At 65.2% G+C, this 20,346-nt stretch carries 19 protein-coding genes, 2 tRNA genes and 1 pseudogene; 16 read left to right on the top strand and 6 right to left on the bottom strand.

Going from position 1 to position 20,346, the window contains the following annotated elements:
- Window position 1: 1 nt before the first annotated feature.
- Window positions 2-553: a septal ring lytic transglycosylase RlpA family protein gene (locus KBY73_RS13435; protein ID WP_254937592.1), complete on the bottom strand. Its 552-nt coding sequence runs from the start codon at window positions 551-553 to the stop codon at window positions 2-4.
- Window positions 554-943: 390 nt separating this feature from the next.
- Between KBY73_RS13435 and purM the strand changes: the two genes are divergently transcribed.
- Both purM and KBY73_RS13445 read left to right on the top strand, forming a co-directional pair.
- The gene (gene purM / locus KBY73_RS13440) at window positions 944-1,984 is read left to right on the top strand and encodes a phosphoribosylformylglycinamidine cyclo-ligase (protein ID WP_254937670.1); all 1,041 of its coding nucleotides are present in this window, start codon (window positions 944-946) and stop codon (window positions 1,982-1,984) included.
- 214 nt (window positions 1,985-2,198) lie between these two features.
- Window positions 2,199-2,840 carry a hypothetical protein gene (locus tag KBY73_RS13445; RefSeq protein ID WP_254937593.1) on the top strand — a complete coding sequence of 214 codons (642 nt, stop codon included), beginning with the start codon at window positions 2,199-2,201 and terminating at the stop codon, window positions 2,838-2,840.
- Here the strand turns inward: KBY73_RS13445 and KBY73_RS13450 are convergent.
- A pseudogene (locus tag KBY73_RS13450) lies at window positions 2,837-3,809 on the bottom strand (aldo/keto reductase). The gene KBY73_RS13445 and the pseudogene KBY73_RS13450 sit on opposite strands and share 4 nt — an antisense overlap.
- A 35-nt stretch (window positions 3,810-3,844) precedes the next feature.
- On the opposite strand from KBY73_RS13450, the gene KBY73_RS13455 reads away from it, so the two are divergent.
- Both KBY73_RS13455 and KBY73_RS13460 read left to right on the top strand, forming a co-directional pair.
- Window positions 3,845-4,018 (top strand): hypothetical protein, encoded by a 174-nt coding sequence (locus KBY73_RS13455; RefSeq protein ID WP_254937594.1) that lies wholly within the window; start codon window positions 3,845-3,847, stop codon window positions 4,016-4,018.
- Window positions 4,019-4,026: 8 nt separating this feature from the next.
- Window positions 4,027-4,530 (top strand): hypothetical protein, encoded by a 504-nt coding sequence (locus tag KBY73_RS13460; RefSeq protein ID WP_254937595.1) that lies wholly within the window; start codon window positions 4,027-4,029, stop codon window positions 4,528-4,530.
- A 35-nt stretch (window positions 4,531-4,565) separates the two neighbouring features.
- Here the strand turns inward: KBY73_RS13460 and KBY73_RS13465 are convergent.
- Window positions 4,566-4,636 (bottom strand) — tRNA-Cys (locus tag KBY73_RS13465).
- A gap of 44 nt (window positions 4,637-4,680) precedes the next feature.
- Between KBY73_RS13465 and KBY73_RS13470 the strand changes: the two genes are divergently transcribed.
- A complete protein-coding gene (locus KBY73_RS13470; RefSeq protein WP_254937596.1) occupies window positions 4,681-5,931 on the top strand; it encodes a lipid-A-disaccharide synthase-related protein in 1,251 nt (416 codons plus the stop codon).
- Between the two features lie 28 nt (window positions 5,932-5,959).
- Window positions 5,960-6,217, top strand: a complete 258-nt coding sequence (locus KBY73_RS13475) for a hypothetical protein (protein ID WP_254937597.1) — start codon at window positions 5,960-5,962, stop codon at window positions 6,215-6,217.
- A gap of 15 nt (window positions 6,218-6,232) precedes the next feature.
- On the opposite strand, the gene KBY73_RS13480 is transcribed toward KBY73_RS13475, so the two are convergent.
- The gene (locus KBY73_RS13480) at window positions 6,233-6,910 is read right to left on the bottom strand and encodes a ribonuclease D (RefSeq protein ID WP_254937598.1); all 678 of its coding nucleotides are present in this window, start codon (window positions 6,908-6,910) and stop codon (window positions 6,233-6,235) included.
- Between the two features lie 36 nt (window positions 6,911-6,946).
- On the opposite strand from KBY73_RS13480, the gene KBY73_RS13485 reads away from it, so the two are divergent.
- Window positions 6,947-7,531, top strand: coding sequence for a cofactor assembly of complex C subunit B (locus KBY73_RS13485; RefSeq protein ID WP_396097155.1), 585 nt, complete (start codon window positions 6,947-6,949; stop codon window positions 7,529-7,531).
- 16 nt (window positions 7,532-7,547) lie between these two features.
- A complete protein-coding gene (locus KBY73_RS13490) occupies window positions 7,548-8,426 on the top strand; it encodes a dehydrogenase (RefSeq protein ID WP_254937599.1) in 879 nt (292 codons plus the stop codon).
- Here the strand turns inward: KBY73_RS13490 and hemF are convergent.
- Entirely contained in the window at window positions 8,353-9,432 is a 1,080-nt protein-coding gene (hemF, locus tag KBY73_RS13495) for an oxygen-dependent coproporphyrinogen oxidase (protein ID WP_254937600.1), read from the bottom strand. The genes KBY73_RS13490 and hemF overlap by 74 nt on opposite strands.
- Window positions 9,433-9,543: 111 nt before the next feature.
- Between hemF and KBY73_RS13500 the strand changes: the two genes are divergently transcribed.
- From KBY73_RS13500 to KBY73_RS13535, 8 genes are all read left to right on the top strand, one after another.
- Window positions 9,544-10,638 (top strand): Mrp/NBP35 family ATP-binding protein, encoded by a 1,095-nt coding sequence (locus tag KBY73_RS13500; protein WP_254937601.1) that lies wholly within the window; start codon window positions 9,544-9,546, stop codon window positions 10,636-10,638.
- Between the two features lie 5 nt (window positions 10,639-10,643).
- Window positions 10,644-11,921: a rod shape-determining protein RodA gene (rodA, locus tag KBY73_RS13505; RefSeq protein ID WP_254937602.1), complete on the top strand. Its 1,278-nt coding sequence runs from the start codon at window positions 10,644-10,646 to the stop codon at window positions 11,919-11,921.
- A complete protein-coding gene (locus KBY73_RS13510) occupies window positions 11,918-13,300 on the top strand; it encodes a HAMP domain-containing sensor histidine kinase (RefSeq protein WP_254937603.1) in 1,383 nt (460 codons plus the stop codon). Before rodA ends, KBY73_RS13510 begins: the two co-directional genes overlap by 4 nt.
- A 94-nt stretch (window positions 13,301-13,394) precedes the next feature.
- Window positions 13,395-13,826 (top strand): photosystem I reaction center subunit II PsaD, encoded by a 432-nt coding sequence (locus KBY73_RS13515; RefSeq protein ID WP_254937604.1) that lies wholly within the window; start codon window positions 13,395-13,397, stop codon window positions 13,824-13,826.
- Window positions 13,827-13,894: 68 nt separating this feature from the next.
- Entirely contained in the window at window positions 13,895-15,448 is a 1,554-nt protein-coding gene (locus KBY73_RS13520; RefSeq protein ID WP_254937605.1) for an anthranilate synthase component I family protein, read from the top strand.
- On the top strand, window positions 15,445-16,623 hold the full coding sequence (gshA, locus tag KBY73_RS13525) for a glutamate--cysteine ligase (protein WP_254937606.1): 1,179 nt from the start codon (window positions 15,445-15,447) through the stop codon (window positions 16,621-16,623). Before KBY73_RS13520 ends, gshA begins: the two co-directional genes overlap by 4 nt.
- A 31-nt stretch (window positions 16,624-16,654) precedes the next feature.
- The gene (gene ppc / locus KBY73_RS13530; RefSeq protein WP_254937607.1) at window positions 16,655-19,618 is read left to right on the top strand and encodes a phosphoenolpyruvate carboxylase; all 2,964 of its coding nucleotides are present in this window, start codon (window positions 16,655-16,657) and stop codon (window positions 19,616-19,618) included.
- 50 nt (window positions 19,619-19,668) lie between these two features.
- Window positions 19,669-20,130, top strand: coding sequence for an N-acetyltransferase (locus KBY73_RS13535; protein ID WP_254937608.1), 462 nt, complete (start codon window positions 19,669-19,671; stop codon window positions 20,128-20,130).
- A gap of 128 nt (window positions 20,131-20,258) precedes the next feature.
- Here KBY73_RS13535 and KBY73_RS13540 read toward each other — a convergent pair.
- A tRNA-Arg gene (locus KBY73_RS13540) sits at window positions 20,259-20,332 on the bottom strand.
- Window positions 20,333-20,346 lie beyond the last annotated feature (14 nt).

A 20,346-nucleotide genomic window follows, 5' to 3' on the forward strand; every position in this document is an offset into this window, starting at 1 on the left:
CTCACTGGAGCACTTCGAGACGCACTTGAGCAATGCCACTGGCGGTGAGGCCTAGGGATTGGGCAGCTCCATGGGCAATGTCAATGACGCGGTTGCCGTGGAAAGGGCCCCGGTCGTTGATGCGCACCACGGCGGTGCGGCCATTCCAGAGGTTGGTCACACGCACCTTGGTGCCGAAAGGCAGGGTGCGGTGGGCCGCCGTGAGGGTGCCAGGACGAAAGACTTCGCCATTGGCCGTGCGATTTCCAAAGAAGCCGGGGCCGTACCAACTGGCCTCACCCTTAGAGCTGTGCACCACACGGGGCGCTGGCTTGGGGGCAGGAGCGATACGGGTCGGAGGTGCCTGCTTGATCTGGGTGTCACTTGGTGACAGCTCCACATCAACCTCGCGGATGGCGACTGCAGGCGTAGGGCCTTGGGGCTCAGGGCTAGAAACAGCCATCGCTACAGCATCGTTGCTAGTGGCGGCGAGGCTGGACTCGGCGATGGCGGGAACCAAAGCACTGCCGGAGAGAAGCAGGGCGAGGGCCCCAAGGGAGAAGGTGCTGCGCATAACAAACGAAACTCGCCGCTATTGCGGCAATCACCAGCCAGAAGCAATTAGTGATTCGTCAGCGTTGGATTCCGTCTCAAACTGAATGGAGTTGAGATACGAATTCGCGTTCGGGGTTCCTATCGGGAATTGACGACAGGGCAAAGTTAACTGCTTCAGCCGGCCGTTTCGGTCAAAAACGACACCTACAAGATTGATCAGCAATTGTCATCCAAGCGGCCAGAGCAGGCGCTTACAGGGCTGAGCGGGGGTCGACAAGGCCAGCAAGGATCAGCGACCCGAATGACAATCATCAGCGCAGCTAATCACTTGAGGTGCCAATCGGGCAATTGGCCCCGAATTTGGGCAGGTGGCATCAGAGGATCGGAGCTGCAGATGGGTTCGCACGGGATGGACTACCGCACAGCCGGGGTGGATGTGGTCGCAGGCCGGGAGTTTGTGGAGCGGATCCGCTCCAGCGTTGAAGCCACCCGGCGCCCTGAGGTTGTGGGCGGGCTCGGAGGCTTCGGGGGGCTATGCCGATTGCCCGCCGGGCTGCGGGATCCCCTGCTGGTCTCGGGCACCGACGGGGTTGGCACCAAGCTTGAGCTGGCTCAGGCCTACGGTCGCCACCACGATGTGGGCATCGACTTGGTGGCGATGTGCGTCAACGACGTAATCACCAGCGGGGCCGAGCCGCTTTTCTTCCTTGATTACATCGCCACAGGCAAGCTCAGCCCGGAGGCCATGGCTGAGGTGGTGGAGGGCATCGCCGACGGCTGCCGCCAAAGCGGCTGCGCCCTGCTTGGCGGCGAAACGGCCGAAATGCCTGGCTTTTATGCCCCGGGCCGCTACGACCTGGCCGGTTTCTGCGTGGCCGTGGTCGAGGCAAGCGCCCTGATCGATGGACGGGCCGTTAGCGCCGGGGATCGCATCCTGGCGGTGGCCAGCAGTGGGGTCCATAGCAATGGCTTCAGCCTGGTCCGCCGCATTCTTGAGAGCCAGGCGGTCGATGAACTCACGACCCTGCCCAACAGCAACCAAAACCTGATAGATGCCCTGCTCGCCCCCACCCGTCTGTATGGAACCTTGGTTAAAGCCTTGCTTGCCAGCAAGGTGCCCATAAACGGCATGGCCCACATCACCGGCGGCGGCCTACCTGAAAACCTGCCCCGCTGCCTGCCCTCTGGAGTGCACGGCGTGATCGACCCAACTAGCTGGCAGCGTCCAGCTCTGTTCCACTGGCTGCAGCAAGCCGGCGAGGTGCCGGAGGCCGATCTCTGGAACACCTTCAATTTGGGGGTGGGTTACTGCCTGGTGGTGCCGGCAACAGCAGCTGATCAAGCTCTCGCAATCTGCCAAGACACTGGCTACGAGGCCTGGGAGCTGGGCGCGGTGGCCAACGGCAGTGCTGGTGAGCAACCGCTGGTAGGACTTCCCTTCAGCACTTGATCAGCCCGATTGCCAATGGCCAATTGCATCAGAGTGGGCTGCTGGCCCGGTCGGAAGCCGCTCTCCTGCCTAGGGTGCTTACCTCGAAGTTGATCAACACCTATCGCCCCGGTTCCTGAGCCAGGGCGATGTTCGAGCCATACGTAGTTGTATTAGGAGTGGCGTCATGACGCAATCAATAGGTTCACCACAGCGAATAGCGGCCCCAAGCCCCTTGGGCTCCTCCGCTGCACCTCCCCTTGGCACCGGTCAACGCATCACCCGCCGCCGCAGCTCGGCCGGCCCCGTAGCCCCAACCCGGCCGCAGCGCCCCAGAGAGCTTCAGGCAGCGCCCCAGCGGGGGGGGGTGAGGCCCACCTTTCTCACCCTGCGAGATCACGGCAAGGTCTATGTAGCCGACCTGCCCCGACTCTCAGACGGCCAGCTAGCCCACGTGACCAAAGAAGCGCGGGAGGTGCTTGAAAGCCTGGGCCGCCGGCTTGAGGAGCTTGAGGCTCAGCCTTTCCTATCCCAGGCCGAACAGGACACCCGGATCCGGGCTTCCACCAAGCGGGATGTCACGGAGCGCTTCCTGCGCTCAATCGATGACGAGCTGCAGCTTCGCCACAACAACCCCGCCCTGAGGGCAGCAGCTGGTGAGTCGCTGGCTCGAGCCTTCCTGGAGCTGGCACGCCACCGGCTGCCTGGAGCCACCTTCGATTCCCTGCTGCAGGAAGCCCTGGCAGCCTGCGGCCCCGAAGCGGCCGCCGAAGCTGAAAGCCACGGCGACCACGGTCCCAGCCCCGTGGTACCCCTGGTACGCCCCCAGGCCATGCCGGTGGTGCTCACCCTCGATCCAGCCCCCCAGGCCGGCTAGTCGCTCTGGAAGGGATTGGCAGGCATGCCCACCTCCAACCCCAGCGCCAGATCATCTAAACGACGGCGCTCCTCCTCAGACAGGTTCCAGGCCAGGGCAGCCGCGGCCTGCTCCACCTGCTCCGGCCGGCGCAGACCGGGAATCGGCAACGCGCCGTGGGCCCGGCACCAGTTGAGGGCCACCGCCGCCAGGCTGGCGTCGCGATTGGCGGCGATTCGGGCCATCTCAGCCTGGAGCTCAACCAAGGCGGGAGCTAGCCGGCTGAACAAAGCTCCCCTTGGCCCCCTAGGCAGAGGTCCAGCCGCTATTGATCTGGCCAGCAGCCCCAGGGCCAAGGGGCTGTAGGCGATCAAACGAATACCCAGCTCACGGCAGACCTCCGCCACGCCGCCCGGCTGGATCGGATTGGGTGCCAGCAGCGATAGCTGCACCTGGAGGCTACTGAGCGGCACTCCCCGCTCGGCCAAGCGCCGGTGCACCGCCCGCAGGCGACGGTGTCCCATATTTGAAACGCCAAGGGCCGACACCTCCCCCTGCTGCACCAGATCAGCCAGACCCTCAAGCAGGGGGTCCTCCTGCCAGGGGGGCGTAACGAGCCGTGCTCCAGTGCAGCTGCACCAAATCAATTCGACCGGCCAGGCGCCGTTTCGAAGCCGCAAAAGCCCGGTCATAGCCGCGGCGCCCCATTCGCCATGGGAAGGGGGCAAGCTTGGTAGCCACCAGCAGCTGGTCGCGCTGCGCCGCCGGTAGGGCCGCCGCAAAGCGGCCCAAAAGGGCCTCACTGCGGCCGTTAAACCTGCCAGTGCCGTAGGAGTCCGCGGTATCAAAGGTGTGCAGGCCGCAGGCCACAGCCCGCTGGAAGGTGGCTTCAAGCACCGGATCCTGGCTCGGGTCGTAGCCCCAAAGAAATTGATTTCCCCAGGCCCAAGTGCCAACGCCGATGCCGGGCTGCCCCGCTGGATGCGCCATCGTGGAGTTAGGTGCCAAAGCGGATGCCTCCCAAAATGCCCGATTCCTCCACACCCGGCTACGCCAGCTTGCCCAGGGCCACCAGCTTGACTAAAAACACCAACGAGCCGGAGCCCCCGCTCGAGCCGGTTCTTTGCCAACACTGCGGACGCACCGCCAGCAATGGCATCAGCTGCCAGGGCAGCTGCGTGGCCGACTCGGGCTACTGAGCACTCCCATGGCGCGCATGTTCAGCCTGGGGCTAATGCTGCTGGCCTGGGCCAGCGCCGCCCAAGCAGGGGGTTTCGGGCGCTGGGAGATTGGGCTAAGGGGCTGCTCGCTGAGGCAGGGCCAGATGGGGCAACCCCAGCTACTGCGCGAACATGAGCAGGACTGCGTCCGGTTGCGGCTTGAACAAAACATGGAGGGGCTGCTGAGTGTGCGCCTGATCACGCCCTCCGCCAACCAACTATTCGGCAGCAGAAGCCTGGTCTTCGCCGGTGTGCTCGCCCCCGGGCAAAAGCCGATGCGCTGCGGCGCCGATGGCGAATGCAAACCGCAATGGCCTATCCGACTGGATGTGTCCTCCGTGGCCACCAACGTGGAATTAGACGGATCTCAAGCGCCCACCTTGCCCCGGGCCCTGCTAGCCAAAGGGACATGCCTGCTGGAACGCCATCGCCTGAGGTGCGAGGCAAGTGATTCCAGCGGACAGATGTGGGAGGCTCAGGCCCGCCTCTGAAATGAGGCGGAGCGTTAAGCCGAAGCCATTAATAAAGGCGGCACCCAGATTCGAACTGGGGGTAAAGGATTTGCAATCCTCTGCCTTACCACTTGGCCATGCCGCCGTCCGGGGAGCAAACTCCCTGCAGCGGATCGTATCAGCCACGGCATGTCCTCCAGTCTGCTGGTTCTAAGCAACGGCCACGGAGAGGATCTGATCGCCCAACGGGTTCTGCAGGCCCTACGGGCGCGGCAGCCCAACCTGGAAATTCAGGTACTGCCCCTGGTGGGGCTCGGCGAGGCGTTCAGCGCCGACGCAGCTGCCTGCCACCTGCAGCGGATCGGCCCCCAGCTGCAGCTGCCTAGTGGCGGCTTCAGCAACCAGAGCTTGAGGGGCCTGGCCCGCGACCTCGGGGCCGGCCTGCCCCTGCTGAGCTGGCGCCAACTGCAACTCGTGCGCCACTCGGCCCGTCAAGGCAGCCCGGTGCTCGCAATTGGCGACCTGCTGCCCCTACTGCTGGCCTGGAGCGGCGGCGGCAGCTTCGGCTTCATCGGCACCCCCAAAAGCGACCACACCTGGGCCACTCCGGCCCCAGCGGGCTGGGCGGCGACACTGCTCGCTGATGCTTACCACCGCTGCAAGGGCAGCGAATGGGATCCGTGGGAATGGGCGTTGATGGGCAGCCGGCGCTGCCGGCTCGTGGCCGTGCGCGACCAGCTCACCGCCCAAGGGCTGCAGCGCCACAAGGTGGCAGCCCTGGCTCCTGGCAACCCAATGATGGATGGCTTCCGCCACACCCCTCTGCCGGCCGGGCTGGCAAGCCAGCGGCGCCTAATCCTGCTGGCCGGCAGCCGCCTGCCCGAAGCCCTCGGCAATGCCCGCCGGCTGCTGGGCTGCCTCAGCCTGCAGCAGCCGCGGCAGCCAACCACCGTGCTGGTGGCCTCTGGATCGGCGCCTACGGCCGCCGCCTGGGCCGAGTTGTTGGAGCAAGCGGGCTTTACGCCCCTAGCGGCTGCGGCAGCTAGCGCCGCCAGCGGAGCACTTAGCAGCTGGCAGCTGGGTCGCTGGACCCTGCTGCTTGGCCAAAACCGCTTCGCCAGCTGGGCCAGCTGGGCCGAGCTGGGCCTGGCCACTGCGGGCACTGCCACGGAGCAACTAGCGGGGCTAGGGGTGCCCTGCCTGTCGCTGCCGGGCCCGGGGCCCCAGTTCAAGCCAAGCTTTGCTCGCCGCCAGAGCCGCCTGCTGGGGGGAGCCGTGGTGCCCTGCCATTCCCAACAAGAGCTAGCCCTGAAACTGCACCAACTCCTCGCCGATCCCAGCGAATGCGCCCGGCGGGGCGCCCTGGGCCGGAGGCGGATGGGGCCCGCCGGTGGCAGCGCCCAGCTAGCCGAGCTGGTGGAGCAACAGCTACTGGGATGATGCGGCCACCCCCGCAGCTACGTCGCCCATGGCCGGCATCCCCGATCGGGCCTACAACGCCGCCTGCGGCATGTTGGCCAGCCAATTGAGCATCAGCCTGGCGGCCGCCCGGCGCAAGGTCGACGTGCGCAGCTCCCAGGAGGGACTGAAAGAAACCGCAGCCAAGCTCGCCCTGGCCCAGCAGATGCTTGCTGAAGCCCAGGCCAGCAGTGAAAACCACCATGAGTTGCTCAGCTCCCAGCTGGAGGCCGTCGGCAGCGACGAGAACTTCATGGTGGAGGACTGAGCTGGCCGGGGCCCTTCAGCGGTTGCCGCCGGTGGAGTGCTCAAAGAGCAGGTGAAAGCGCTGGCGATCCAGGTCGGCCAGCACCGGGATGCAGCCAAAGCAACGCTCAGCCAGCTGCCAGCGCTCCTCCCGCTTCAGCATGGTTTCCAACCGATCGCGAGCGGGAAGCAGATAGCGCACATCGCCGGCGGCGTAGGCCAGCTGGACCTCAGAGAGATCTTCCACCCGGCCCCAATCGGAACTCTGGGCCTGCTTGTCGAGCTCAATGCCCACGAGCTCCTGCACCACTTCCTTGAGGCCGTGGCGGGGGCTGTAGGTGCGGCCCAGCCGGCTGGCCACCTTGGTGCAAAAGATCGGATCGACGGCAATTGCCAAGTTTTCAGCCAGGGCAGCCACGTCAAAGCGGGCGAAGTGGAAAACTTTTTCAATCGCCGGGTTTTCCATCAAGACCTGAAGCCGGGGTGCCGAGCTCTGGCCGCGGTGGAGGCGGATGCAGCAAACGTTGTCGTGGTCGTCGCAGATCTGTACCAGGCAGAGCCGGTCGCGGCCATGAATCAGACCCATCGCCTCGGTGTCCACCGCCAGCGCCCTAGCCCCGGCGTAGAGGGCCGCCCACTCGGCATCAAGATCACCGTCAAACACGGCGAAGCGGGCGGGAGCCGGCAGGTTGCTGGGGGCAGACGAAGCGGTCACACGGAAAGGGCGAATGCCTTGCCATGCTGACAAGCCATGCCCCCAAGGGGCAGCTTCACAATGGGATGGATGGCCAACCTCAGCTCCACCCTGCTGCTCACCCTGCTACTAGCCGTAGGCCTGGTTTTTTTCTTGCGCGCCGCCAGCAAAGACCGCACCACCACAGTCGAGGTGCGCTCGTCGCGGCCGCCTCTGGAGGTGTTGAGCCAGCTGAGCGAATGGCTGCTGCAACGCGGTTGGCGCGCCGAATCCACTGACCCCGAGCGCCGCCACCTCTGCTTCCGCGCCGAGGTGGCGGCCAGTCCCTGGTTGGCGGTGCTGCTCTCGGTGCTGGGAGCGGTGGGGGCCGCTTGCCTTGGGCTGGTGCTGCGCCAGCTGCTGCCCCAGCTGGGCTGGTGGCCCCTGCTGCTGGCCTTACTGGGGCCGGCGGCTGGGCTGATTTATCGCAATCGGGCGATGCGGGCCGAAACCCTGGAGCTGCGCCTGATCAGCCATGACAGTGCCACGGGCAGCGCCTTGCGGCTGCGGGCCCACCGCGATGAGCTAATTGCGCTCGAATTGGAGATGGGTCCCAAGCTGGGCCTATTCAGCGACGGCAAGCTGCTCAGCTCCCCCATCTGACCCTTGCCTGCCAGTAATGCAGCGATTCCGTCCCCTGGCTTTCGTCTTGACCGGAGTGCTTGCCATAGCTGGGGGCGCTGCAGCCCAAGCGCCGCCGCTGGCCAACTTTGATCCGCTCACAGGGCCGCGCAGCCGTCTGAGCAGAAACTGGCGAGGCCTGGCTGAGCTGCCCAGCAGCACCGAAATCCTGGTGCTAGCGGGTCATGCCGATTCCCAGGGGATTGGCGGGGCCGGAACGGGGGGAGAGGCCGTCGCTCTCGGCGGAGCCGCGCCGATGCAGCCGGGCATGCGCGACGAGCTCTATTGGAACTTGCTCACCGCCCAGGCGGTGGTGACCCTTGGCCAGCAGCGGGGTCTGGCCATCCGCTTCTACGACCCACCGCTGCGCAGCATTGCTGATGGCGACGATCCACGCACCAACTGGAGCGTGGGCAAAGCCCATGCCCAAGCCGGTGGATATGCCCTGGAAATCCACTACGACGCCTACGGTCCAGATGGTGTCGGTTCGGGCCTGATTCCACCCCTACATCGCCCCCCAACCCGCCTAGACGAAAGCCTGGCGCTGGCCTTTGGCCCCTATCCCCTGCTCTTCCGCGACGGCCTAGGCGCCCCCAGGCGGGGCATCGCCATTCTCGAGATCGGCAAACTTGAGGGCCAGCTAGAAGCATCGCTGCGAGATCCCCGCAGCCGCAATGGCGCTATCCAAGCGATCGCTGAGCGGGTGGTTACAGCTTTGCAACGGGGTCTGGAGCAGGGCTTGCAACCAGCCCCACCAATTCCTGGCCTGGCCGCCACCAAACCAGCGACCATCAACCCAGCACCTAATTCACCGCCTGATGGGGGGCGCAGCGGTCCGCAAGCGAGCCGTCCTCCAGCCAATCCTGGGGACGAGTGAACAGGTCTGTGAGCAGGGCCTCGCGACTGCCAGCCTCCGGCTGATAGCCGTATTCCCAGCGCACCAAGGGCGGCAGAGACATCAGGATCGACTCGGTACGTCCGTTGGTCTGCAAGCCGAAAATCGTGCCCCGGTCAAACACCAAATTGAACTCCACATAGCGGCCCCGCCTGTAGAGCTGAAACTGGCGCTCCCGCTCGCCATAGGGGGTGTGCTGTCGCTTCTCAGCGATCGGCAAGTAGCTGGGCAGGAAGGCGTTGCCGCAGGCACTGGCCAGGGCAAACAGCTGCTCCCAACTCTGCGGCACCGGGGCTAAACGGTCGCTCACAGCCGCGGCAGGCCCATTGGGATCCTGGCCCTTGTAAAGCACCCCGCGGGGATCCTGGTAGTCGTAAAAGATGCCGCCCACACCGCGGGTCTCGTCCCGATGCTTGAGGAAGAAGTACTCGTCGCACCAAGGCTTGAACACCTGATAAAAAGCGGGATTAACGCTGTCGCAGGCTCCTTTGAGCGTGCGGTGGAAATGCTGGGCGTCTTGCAGGAACGGGTAATAGGGAGTGAGATCGGCGCCGCCGCCAAACCACCACACCGGGCCCGCTTCGAAGTAGCGGTAATTGAGATGAACGGTGGGGATATACGGGTTGCGGGGGTGCAGCACCATCGAGGTGCCTGTGGCAAACCAGCGGTGACCCTTGGCTTCCGGCCGCTGGCTGAGGATCGAGGGAGGCAGCTCGGAGCCCTCTACCTCTGAGAAGTTGACGCCGCCCTGCTCGAAGACGCGGCCGCCCTTCATCACCCGGGAGCGACCGCCGCCTCCCTCCGGACGCTCCCAGCTCTCCTCGGCGAAGCAACCTTCGGCATCAAATTCTTCTAGGCCAGTGCAAATGGAGTCCTGCAAGCCCATCAGCAGGGCCTTAGCCCTGGAGCGGGAGTCGGCCGGTGGAGCTTCCAGCAGGGCCTTAGGCATCGACGCTGCGCCACATGGACGCTGGAAAGGTCTAACCATTTCAGCCCAGCCTCCCCCCAGACAAGTAATCGAGAGGGTCTGTCACGGCCATGCTGACGGTCAAAGGCAGCGGCAAGGCCCCTAGGATCGCAGTCTCTGATTGGATTTCCGATGGCATCTGTGGAGCAGGCTCAGGCCGCCCTCAACGCCGTTCAGGATGCCGGCAGCGGGCGCAGCCTGATCGAGCTGGGCTGGATCCAGCAGACGCGACTGGTGGATGATCGGGCCGTATTTCGGCTTGCCCTACCTGGCTTTGCCCAGAGCCAGCGGGATCGCATCGCCGCCGAGGCCAAGACGGCCCTGCTCGCCCTTGAAGGCATCAACGATGTTCAAATTGAGTTGGACCAGCCCAGCGGCGGCGCTCCAATCGGTGCCGCAGGTCATGGTCAAGGGCCAGAACGCGGTCAACTGCCAGAGCGCCAGCCCATCCCTGGGGTGCGCCAGGTCATCGCCGTCAGCAGTGGCAAGGGCGGAGTGGGCAAGAGCACAGTTGCCGTGAACCTGGCCTGTGCCCTGGCGGCTTCAGGCCTGAAGGTGGGCTTGCTCGATGCAGACATCTACGGGCCGAATGCCCCCACCATGCTGGGAGTGGCTGATCGCACGCCTGAAGTGAGCGGCGAAGGCGCCCAGCAAGTGATGAAACCGATCGAAACCTGTGGCATCGCCATGGTGTCGATGGGCCTGCTGATCCAGGAAAACCAGCCCGTGATCTGGCGGGGGCCGATGCTCAACGGCATCATTCGCCAGTTTCTCTACCAAGTCGACTGGGGCGAACGGGATGTGCTGATCGTCGACCTGCCTCCTGGCACCGGTGATGCCCAGCTCACCATCGCCCAGGCTGTGCCGATGGCCGGGGCGATCATCGTCACCACTCCCCAGCTGGTTTCCCTAGCTGATGCCCGCCGGGGCCTGGCGATGTTTCTGCAGATGGGGGTGGACGTGCTGGGTGTGGTGGAAAACATGAGCGTCTTCATCCCCCCTGACGCTCCAGATAAGCGTTATGCCCTATTCGGCAGCGGCGGCGGCGCCCGCCTGGCTGAAGAGGCCGGGGTGCCCCTACTGGCCGAACTTCCTCTGGAGATGCCCGTGCGGGAAGGGGGGGATGCCGGACGGCCGGTAGTGCTCAGCCATCCCGAATCGATCAGCGCCCGGGGCTTTTTGGCTTTGGCCCGCCAGCTCAGCGCCGCCCATCTGGCGCCAGCCTGAAAGCCATGCTGAGCCAGTTGGGGCGGCGAAACCCGCGATTTTTTAGTGGCCGCACCAGCCGGCGCAACCCTCTGGCCGACGTGGATCTGATCCTCTGGGGGGTACCGCTGGCAATGGTGGCGATCGCCGGGATCCTGATTGCCAGCACCCAGCGCCAGGCGAATTACGCCGACTGGTACCAGCACTGGGTAACGGCGGCGGTGGGCATGGTGGTAGCCCTACTGCTGGCGCGAATGCCATTGGATCGGCTGATCCCATTTAAGTGGCCGATTTACATCGCCATGGTCGCCAGCCTGGTGGCAGTACGAGTTGTCGGCACCAGTGCCCTAGGGGCCCAGAGCTGGATCAACATTGGCGGCTTTTACGTGCAGCCCTCGGAATTCGCCAAGGTGGGCGCCATTTTGCTGCTCGCCGGGGTACTAGCCAGACACCCGGTGGATCGTCCTGTTGACCTGATCCGTCCAGTAGGCCTGATCGCCCTGCCCTGGCTACTGGTTTTTGTGCAACCCGACCTAGGCAGCTCGCTTGTGTTTGGGGCCGTACTGCTGGTGATGCTGTTTTGGGCTGGGATGCCTGGGGCCTGGGTGGTGCTGCTGCTCTCCCCTCTTGTGGCGGCGATCGTGGCAGGCACCCTGCCCTGGCTGCTGCTGGGCTGGGTGCCCCTGATGGGCTGGCTGGCCTGGAAGAGCCTGCCCTGGAAGCGGGTGGCCCTGGCGATCAGCCTCGCCGTGCAGGGGATCTTCGCAATCGCCACCCCCTGGCTCTGGGAGCACGGCCTGCGCCCCCACCAGCGAGCCAGGCTCACCCTGTTTCTTGATCCCGCCCAGGATCCCCTCGGCGGCGGCTACCACCTGCTGCAGAGCACCGTGGGCATCGGCTCGGGGCAGATCTGGGGCACCGGCTTGATGCAAGGATCCCTCACCAAGCTGCGGTTTATCCCAGAGCAACACACCGATTTCATCTTCAGCGCCCTTGGGGAGGAAACCGGTTTTCTCGGCTCGGTGCTGGTGGTCGCCGGCTTCGCCCTGCTGATGGGGCGCCTGCTGCAGATCGCTGGACGGGCCCGCAGCGACTACGAGGCCCTGGTGGTGGTGGGAATTGGGGCGATGCTGATGTTCCAGGTGGTGGTGAACATCAACATGACCATTGGACTCGGTCCAATCACCGGCATCCCCTTGCCCTGGCTGAGTTATGGAAGATCCGCCATGTTGGTGAACTTCATCTCCCTTGGGCTGTGCGCCTCGGCCGCCCGCCGGGGCCGCACGGCCCAGGGTCGCTGGTGAGCCTGGCCGACCTGCGACGTTGTTTGGCTGAAGGGGTGCCAAGCGGAGTTGGCAACGAGGACTGCGCGCGGCGGCAGTGGTGGGCAGCCCTGGCCACCCTGCAGGAGGATTTCCTTCTGCCCCAGCAACCCCTCCAGGGGCTATGGCTGGCCGCGCCACTGCCCGCCCTCTATGAACCAGCCTTACTGCAGCAGCTGCAGGGCTGGGTGTGGGCCCCAAGCGACTTAGATGGCCTGCTGCCCAGCCCGGCTCCCCTGCTGCCAGGAGCCGGCAACCCAGCTCCATGCGGCAGCTTTCAGCGCCTAGCCCTGGCGGAGGAGGACGGCACCGACCCCCTCCTGCTGGTGATAACCCCCCAGCTACAGGTAGCCCTTTGCCTCGATGGCCCGGCTGAAGGCCGGCGCCTGATTGTGCGCTTCGACCCAGAGGCCCTGTCCGAGGCCCTGGGCCTTATCCATGGGCGCCTACTCAGCCAGGATCCGGCAGCCTCGGCAGACCTGCGCAGCGCCCTAGAGCGACTGGGGCCCCTGCGCAGCGACGACCAACTGGGCCTGCGCTTCTGGCCGCGGCTGGGGGAACGGCTGGCCGCCATGGCCCCCAGCCTCACCCTGCAGCCCCTGGTGCATGGCGGCAGCGATCGCCCAACCCAGGCCCAGGAGCGCCAGGCCGGCGACACCCCCCGAGCGGTGAGCAGCGAACTCGCCCTGCTCGAGGCCCTCACCCACGAGGTGCGCACACCGCTGGCCACGATCCGCACCCTGATCCGCTCCTTGCTGCGGCGCAGCGACCTGCCGCCGGTGGTGCGCCAGCGCCTCGAGCAGATCGACGGCGAATGCAGTGAGCAAATCGATCGTTTCGGTCTGATCTTCCTGGCGGCCGAGCTGCAACGCCAACCAGGTTGCGAACAGCCCCTTGAAAGCCACGACCTGGCCCGCACCGACCTCAGCGCAGTGCTGCACCAGCAGCAAGAACTGTGGCAGCGGCAACTGGCGCGCCGCGGCCTGGAACTGGAGCTGGCCGTAGCCGCTGGCTTGTCGCCGGTGCTGAGCGATCCGGCCCGGCTCGAAACCATGCTTGGCGGACTAATCGACCGCTTCAGCCGCGGCCTGCCCAGCGGCAGCCGCGTGACCGTAAGCCTGCTGCCGGCCGGCAGCAGGCTGAAGCTGCAGCTCAACAGCGAGGGCCACGACCCCAGCGAGAACGACGGGATGGGGAACGGCGAGCAGCGGGAGCTGGTGGGGCCAGTGCTGAGCTGGAACCCCACCACCGGCAGCCTCCAGTTGAGCCGTCAAGCCACCCAGCGGCTATTCCATCGCCTCGGCGGTCGCCTCACCGAGCGCAATGGCAGCGGCTTGACCGTGTTTTTCCCGGTCTGCTGAAGGGCCGGTTTGTTGACGGGTGTGAAGAGTGGGGCAGAAGCCCCGATCCGGTCAAAAACACGGTGCTAGTTTCCGGCTGAAACGTTCCAAAGCCATGGCAGCGACGGTGCTCAGCGGTCAACTCCCGAAGTACATCGGCAGCACCGGCGGCCTGCTGAACTCTGCTGAAACTGAGGAAAAATACGCCATCACCTGGAGCAGCCCGAAGGAGCAAGTCTTCGAGCTGCCCACCGGTGGCGCGGCCCACATGAATGAGGGCGAAAATCTGATGTACTTCGCCCGCAAGGAGCAGTGCCTCGCCCTGGGTACCCAGCTGCGCACCAAGTTCAAGCCCCGGATCGAGGACTACAAGATCTATCGGATCTTTCCTGGTGGTGACACCGAATTCCTGCACCCCAAGGACGGCGTTTTCCCCGAGAAGGTCAACGAGGGTCGCACCATGGTTGGTCACAACCCCCGCCGCATCGGCGCCAACCAGAACCCCGCCAATCTCAAGTTCACCGGCAAGAACACCTTCGACGCTTGAGCAGCGTTGACCAACCCCTATAAAGGCGGGGCCAGGCGCCCCGTTTTTTTTGCCTGCCCGCTTGTCCGATGCCCAGCCCAGATCGCGATGGCTTAGCCCAAGAGGCTTTTCTCGAGGCAGTCGCGGCTGGCCACAACTTCATCCCCCTCTGGAAGCGCTGGCCTGCTGATCTAGAAACCCCGCTCACCGCCTGGCTGAAGGCCGGAGCGGCCAGCAGTCATGGTGTGCTGCTGGAGTCGGTGGAGGGTGGTGAGCGCATCGGCCGCTGGAGCTTTGTGGTGTCTGACCCGCTCTGGACCCTCACCAGCCGGAGCGACCAGAGTGTGCGCCAGTGGCGCACCGGCTCCGAGGAGCGGCTGCAGGGCAACCCCTTCGACCTGCTGCGCCAGTGCCTAGAGCCCCTATCCAGCCCGCCGATTCCCGGTCTGCCACCGGTGGGCCAGCTATTTGGCTTCTGGGGCTACGAGCTGATCCGCTGGATCGAACCCAGCGTGCCGGTGCATCCGGCCGCCGAGGGTGCACCGCCTGATGGCTGCTGGATGCTGACCGACAGCCTGCTGGTGTTCGACCAGGTAAAGCGCCAGATCACCGCGGTGGCCTACGCCGATCTGAGTGGCGGCCAGGATCCGGAGGCCGCCTACGCCGCGGCCGCAGCCCGGATCTCCGGCCTGGAAGAGCGCATGCACGGCCCCCTGCCAGGAGCCGGCACCCCCCTGAGCTGGCACGACGCCACTGCCGGTGACATCGCTGCCAATTTGCGGACCACCAGCAACGTCGGGCAGGAGGCTTTCGAGGCAGCCGTGAGCCGCGGAGAAGGTCACATCGAAGCTGGCGACGTGTTCCAGCTGGTGCTCAGCCAGCGGCTGGAAACCCGCATTGATCGCGATCCCTTCGAGCTTTACCGCAGCCTGCGGATGGTGAATCCTTCGCCCTACATGGCGTTTTTCAACTTCGGCGGCTGGTATCTGATCGGCTCCAGTCCGGAGGTGATGGTGAAGGCAGAACCAACGGCCGCAGGGGGAATTAAGGCTTCCTTGCGGCCAATCGCAGGCACGCGCCCCCGGGGCGCCGATGAGGCCGAAGACCTGGCCCTAGAGGCGGAGCTGCTGGCTGATCCCAAGGAGCGGGCCGAGCACGTAATGCTGGTGGATCTGGGCCGCAACGACCTGGGCCGCGTCTGCCAGCCGGGCACCGTCAAGGTCAGCGAATTGATGGTGATTGAGCGCTACTCCCACGTGATGCACATCGTGAGCCAGGTGGAGGGCCTGCTGGCCGAGGGGCAAACGGTGTGGGACCTGCTGATGGCCTCCTTCCCCGCCGGTACGGTCAGTGGCGCTCCCAAGATTCGGGCTATGCAGCTGATCCACGCCCTGGAGCCCGACGCCCGAGGCCCATACTCCGGGGTGTACGGCGGGGTCGATCTGGCTGGCGCACTCAACACCGCTATTACCATCCGCACGATGGTGGTGCTGCCCCATCCCGAAGGTGGCTGGCGCGTGCAGGTGCAAGCCGGCGCTGGAGTAGTAGCCGACTCCAAGCCCGAGCTCGAATACCAGGAAACCTTGAATAAAGCCCGCGGCATGCTCAAAGCCCTGGCCTGTCTGCTGCCGGCCCAGCCATGAGAGCCCCTCTTTTGCTTAAGGGTTTTGAGGTGGAGCTCTACACCGGCCGTGCCGATGGCACGGTGGTGGGCTGCAGCGCCGAAGCTGCGGCCGCCCTCGAGGGGTTCGTAACCGAGCCCGATTGCCGCAACCTCGAATACATAACCCCCCCGGATGCCGACTACGCCCGGCAACTGCAACTACTGCTCGAGCCCCGCCAGCGGCTGCGCCGCTGGCTCGCTAGCCGCAATCTCACCCTGCTGCCCGGCAGCACCCTGAGCCTGGGGGACAGCCAGCGTTTTGAGCGCTCAGATCCGGCCAATCCCTATCACGGCTACATCGAGGCCACCTACGGCACCAAGGTGGTTACAGCCAGTGTGCACATCAATCTGGGGTTGACCGCAGACCACGGCCTCGAGCCCATGACCAGCCTGTTTGCGGGCCTGCGCCTGATGCGCTGCGAAGCGTCCCTGCTCCTGGCCCTCAGCGCCAGCTCGCCCTTTCTCGACGGGCGGGTAACCGCTGCCCATTCCCAGCGCTGGCTGCAGTTTCCCCTGACGCCAGCGGAGGTGCCCCTGTTTCTGGATCACCAGCACTACATCAGCTGGATGGGCGAGCAACTGGCCTTGGGCACCATGCAAAACGTGCGCCATCTCTGGACATCGGTACGGCCCAATGGCGACAACCGGCCCCACGACCTCAACCGCCTGGAGATTCGCATTTGCGATCTGGTCACCGATCCACTCGTGCTTTTGGCTATCACGGCCTTCGCCGAACTGCGCCTGCATCAGTTGATGCGAGAACCGGAGCGCTACGACCCCCTCCACGCCAGCAGCCTGAGCCCATCCCAGCTAGCCAGCCTCGCCGATGCCAACGACCGGGCCGCAGCCTGCTCCAGCCTGGATGCCACCGTGATGCACTGGCGCAATGGGGCCCCGATCCTGGTCCGAGACTGGCTGACTCAGGAACTGGCAGATCTGGCTCCACTTGCCGAAGAGCTGGGGCTGAGCCGGGTGCTGGCCCCCCTGCAGGGCGTCCTTGACCACGGCAACCAGGCCATGGGCTGGCTAGCTGGACACCAGGCTGGCCTGTCGATCCCGACCCTGCTCAACCAGACCATCGAGGCGATGGCAAGCCAGGAGGAGGAGCTACTTGAGGCAATCGCCACAGACGGGGTGCCTGGCCCTTTGGGATGATCAAAATCAGTACGCCGCCAATTCAGCTCCCATGCGGCAGTCCATGCCCACTCCCGCTACTGCCATAGAGGCCATACCGGCTTCCCAGCGGGTCACCCGCCTGCTGGGCGAGCGTCTCGAATTGGTCGAGGATCTTTGGGAGACGGTGCTGCGCAGCGAGTGCCCCCCGGAGCAGGCCGAGCGGCTGCTGCGCCTGAAGCAGCTGAGTGACCCAAACGAGGCTGATGTCGCTGGGGCGATCGTGCAGCTAATCCGCGAGATGGACCTGGCCGAGGCAATCGCCGCGGCCAGGGCTTTTTCGCTTTATTTCCAGCTGGTCAACATCCTCGAGCAACACATCGAGGAGGACAGCTACCTCGACAGCCTCAAAAACCAGGAAAACGGCCCCAGCGATCCCTTCCTGCCGGCCCTGGCCAACCAAACCGACCCAGCCACTTTTCGCCAGCTGTTCGCCCGCCTGCGCAGCCTGAATGTGCCGCCAGCCCAGCTGGAGAAGTTGCTGCGCACCCTCGACCTGCGGCTGGTGTTCACCGCCCACCCAACCGAAATTGTGCGCCATACGGTGCGGCACAAGCAGCGGCGCGTGGCCACCTTGATCCAGAAACTGGAGCAGGGCAGCGGCCTCAATTGCCTTGAGCGCCAAGGCCTGCGACTCCAGCTGGAGGAGGAGATCCGGCTCTGGTGGCGCACCGACGAACTGCACCAGTTCAAGCCGACGGTGCTCGACGAGGTCGACTACGCCCTGCACTACTTCCAGCAGGTGCTCTTCGACGCCATGCCCCAGCTGCGCGATCGCATTCGCGCCGCCCTGAAGCTGAGCTATCCAGACGTAGAACCGCCACGGGATTCGTTCTGCACCTTCGGCTCCTGGGTGGGCTCGGACCGGGACGGCAACCCATCGGTGACACCGGACATCACCTGGCGCACCGCCTGCTATCAACGCCAGCTAATGCTGGAGCGCTATCTCAAGGCGGTCACGGAGCTCAGTGACCAGCTCAGCATCTCGATGCAGTGGAGCCAGGTGAGCCCGGCCCTACTGGAATCGCTGGAAATGGACCGGCTGCGCTTCCCAGAGATCTACGAGGAGCGGGCTGCCCGCTACCGCCTCGAGCCCTACCGTCTCAAGCTCAGTTACACCATGGAGCGGCTGCGGCTCACCCACCAACGCAACCAGCAACTAGCCGATGCCGGCTGGGAGTCACCCTGCGATGGCAGCGCCCCACCACCACCGATGGGGGGCAGCATGGCCCCCGCTCCAACCCAGGAGTTGCACTACAGCACGGTTGATGAATTCCGCTACGACCTGGAGCTGATCCAAGACAGCCTCGAGCGCACTGGCCTCAGCTGCGAATCACTGCAGCACCTGATCAGCCAGGCCCAGATCTTCGCCTTCTGCCTGGCCAGCCTGGACATCCGCCAGGAGAGCACCCGCCACAGCGATGCCCTCGACGAACTCAGTCGCTACTTGCAGCTAGCCGTGCCCTACGGCGAGATGGATGAGGCCCAGAGGGTCGAGTGGCTGCTCAGCGAAATCCAAACCCGCCGCCCCCTGCTGCCGCCCACCGCCAAATGGAGCGCCGCCACAGCCGAAACCTTTGCCGTGTTCCGGATGCTGCAGCGGCTGCAGCAGGAATTCGGATCGCGCATCTGCCGCACCTACGTGATCTCGATGAGTCACACGGTGTCCGATTTGCTGGAGGTGCTGCTGCTGGCCAAGGAGGCCGGGCTGGTAGACCCAATTGCCCAGCGCGCCGGCCTGCTGGTGGTGCCGCTGTTTGAAACGGTGGAGGACCTCCAGGGGGCGCCAGCGGTGATGGGCACCCTGTTCCGCCATCCCTTCTACCTAGCCCTGCTGGGCAGTGATGGTGGCCAGCCGCTCCAGGAAGTGATGCTGGGCTACTCCGACAGCAACAAGGACTCCGGCTTTCTCTCCAGCAACTGGGAAATCCACAAGGCCCAGATTGCCCTGCAGCGCTTGGCCATCAAACACGGGGTGGCCCTGCGCATCTTCCACGGCCGGGGCGGCTCGGTGGGCCGCGGCGGTGGTCCCGCCTATCAGGCGATCCTGGCCCAGCCCAGCGGCACCCTCAGCGGCCGCATCAAGATCACCGAGCAGGGAGAGGTGCTGGCCTCCAAATACTCCCTGCCGGAGCTAGCGCTCTACAACCTGGAAACGGTCACCACCGCCGTGCTGCAGAACAGCCTGGTAAGCAGCCCCGTTGACGAAACCCCCAGCTGGAACGAGCTAATGGGCCGGCTGGCGGCCCGCTCCCGCGACCACTACCGGGCCCTGGTGCACGACAACCCCGACCTGGTGGCCTTCTTCCAGCAGGTGACCCCAATCGAAGAGATCAGCAAGCTGCAGATCTCCAGCCGCCCGGCCCGCCGCAAGAGTGGCGCCAAGGACCTCTCAAGCCTGCGGGCCATCCCCTGGGTATTCGGCTGGACCCAGAGCCGCTTCCTGTTACCAAGCTGGTTTGGGGTGGGAGCTGCCCTGCAGGAGGAGCTCGACCAGGATCCCGGCCAGCTGGAGTTACTGCGCCTGCTCTACCAGCGCTGGCCGTTCTTCCGCATGCTGATTTCCAAGGTGGAGATGACCCTCTCCAAGGTGGATCTCGACCTGGCCCACCACTACGTCCAGGCCCTGGGCCGCAGCGAAAACCGCGAGGCCTTTGAAGCAATCTTCCAGTCGATCGCTGCCGAATTTGGCCTTACCCGCGATCTGGTGCTGGCGATCACCGGCCACAGCCGACTGCTGGATGGCGATCCTGCCTTGCAGCTCTCGGTGGATCTACGCAACCGCACGATCATTCCGCTCGGCTTCCTGCAGGTGGCCCTGCTCAGACGCCTGCGCGACCAAAACCGCCAACCACCGATGAGTGAAACGAGCGCCAGCAGCAGCGACGATGGGCGCACCTACAGCCGCAGTGAACTGCTGCGGGGCGCCTTGCTCACCATCAACGGCATCGCAGCGGGCATGCGCAATACCGGCTGAGTCCATTTCCTTCAGCCCCCTCCTCGATCAGCCCAGCTCTGGACTCCCTCTTGATCCCGTTCCGCAGCCAGCCCCAAGCCCCGCGACTGAGGGAGGGCTATCAGCTACTGGCCGATGGCCTGCTGCCCAGTGCCGAAGCCCTCAACCGGCTACTGGTTGCAGCGGGTGATCAGCCCCGACAGCCTGAGCGCTGGCAGCGGGTGCTGGAGCTAAGCGTCTGGCACTTGGGCGTGGCGGGCCCCGATGGCCAGCTGGTGGGTTTTGTCAGGGCTACCAGCGACCTCGCCCTCAATGCCAACCTCTGGGACCTTTGCGCCGATCCTGCCGATCCAGCTGAGGGAGAGATCCTGGCGGTGCTCGTCCATGCCGCCCTGGGCCGGCTGCGCCGGGAGCTGGCGGGGTGCAGTATTTCGCTTTCAGCCCCGCCCCAGGCCCTTGCAGCCCTGGAGCGCTACGGGTTTGCGGTGGATCCGGGGGGCATCCGCGCCATGGGGCTCAAGCTGGAGAGTTGATCTCAAGCCGGTCAGGTGATTTCCAGCTGGGCTTGGCCAGCAAACCACCATCCCAAAGCAAAACCCCTCCGCTTAGGCCTTGAGTGCCTCGGCGGTGGGGAGAGTTGGGGCGGGGTGCGGTGGGGTGACGAGCATGGAGGGACTCGAACCCCCGACCCTCAGAACCGGAATCTGATGCTCTATCCAACTGAGCTACATGCCCTTAAAGGCACCCCG

Source organism: Cyanobium sp. Tous-M-B4, from assembly GCF_024345395.1.
In the GTDB taxonomy this organism is placed as follows: Bacteria; Cyanobacteriota; Cyanobacteriia; order PCC-6307; family Cyanobiaceae; genus Cyanobium_A.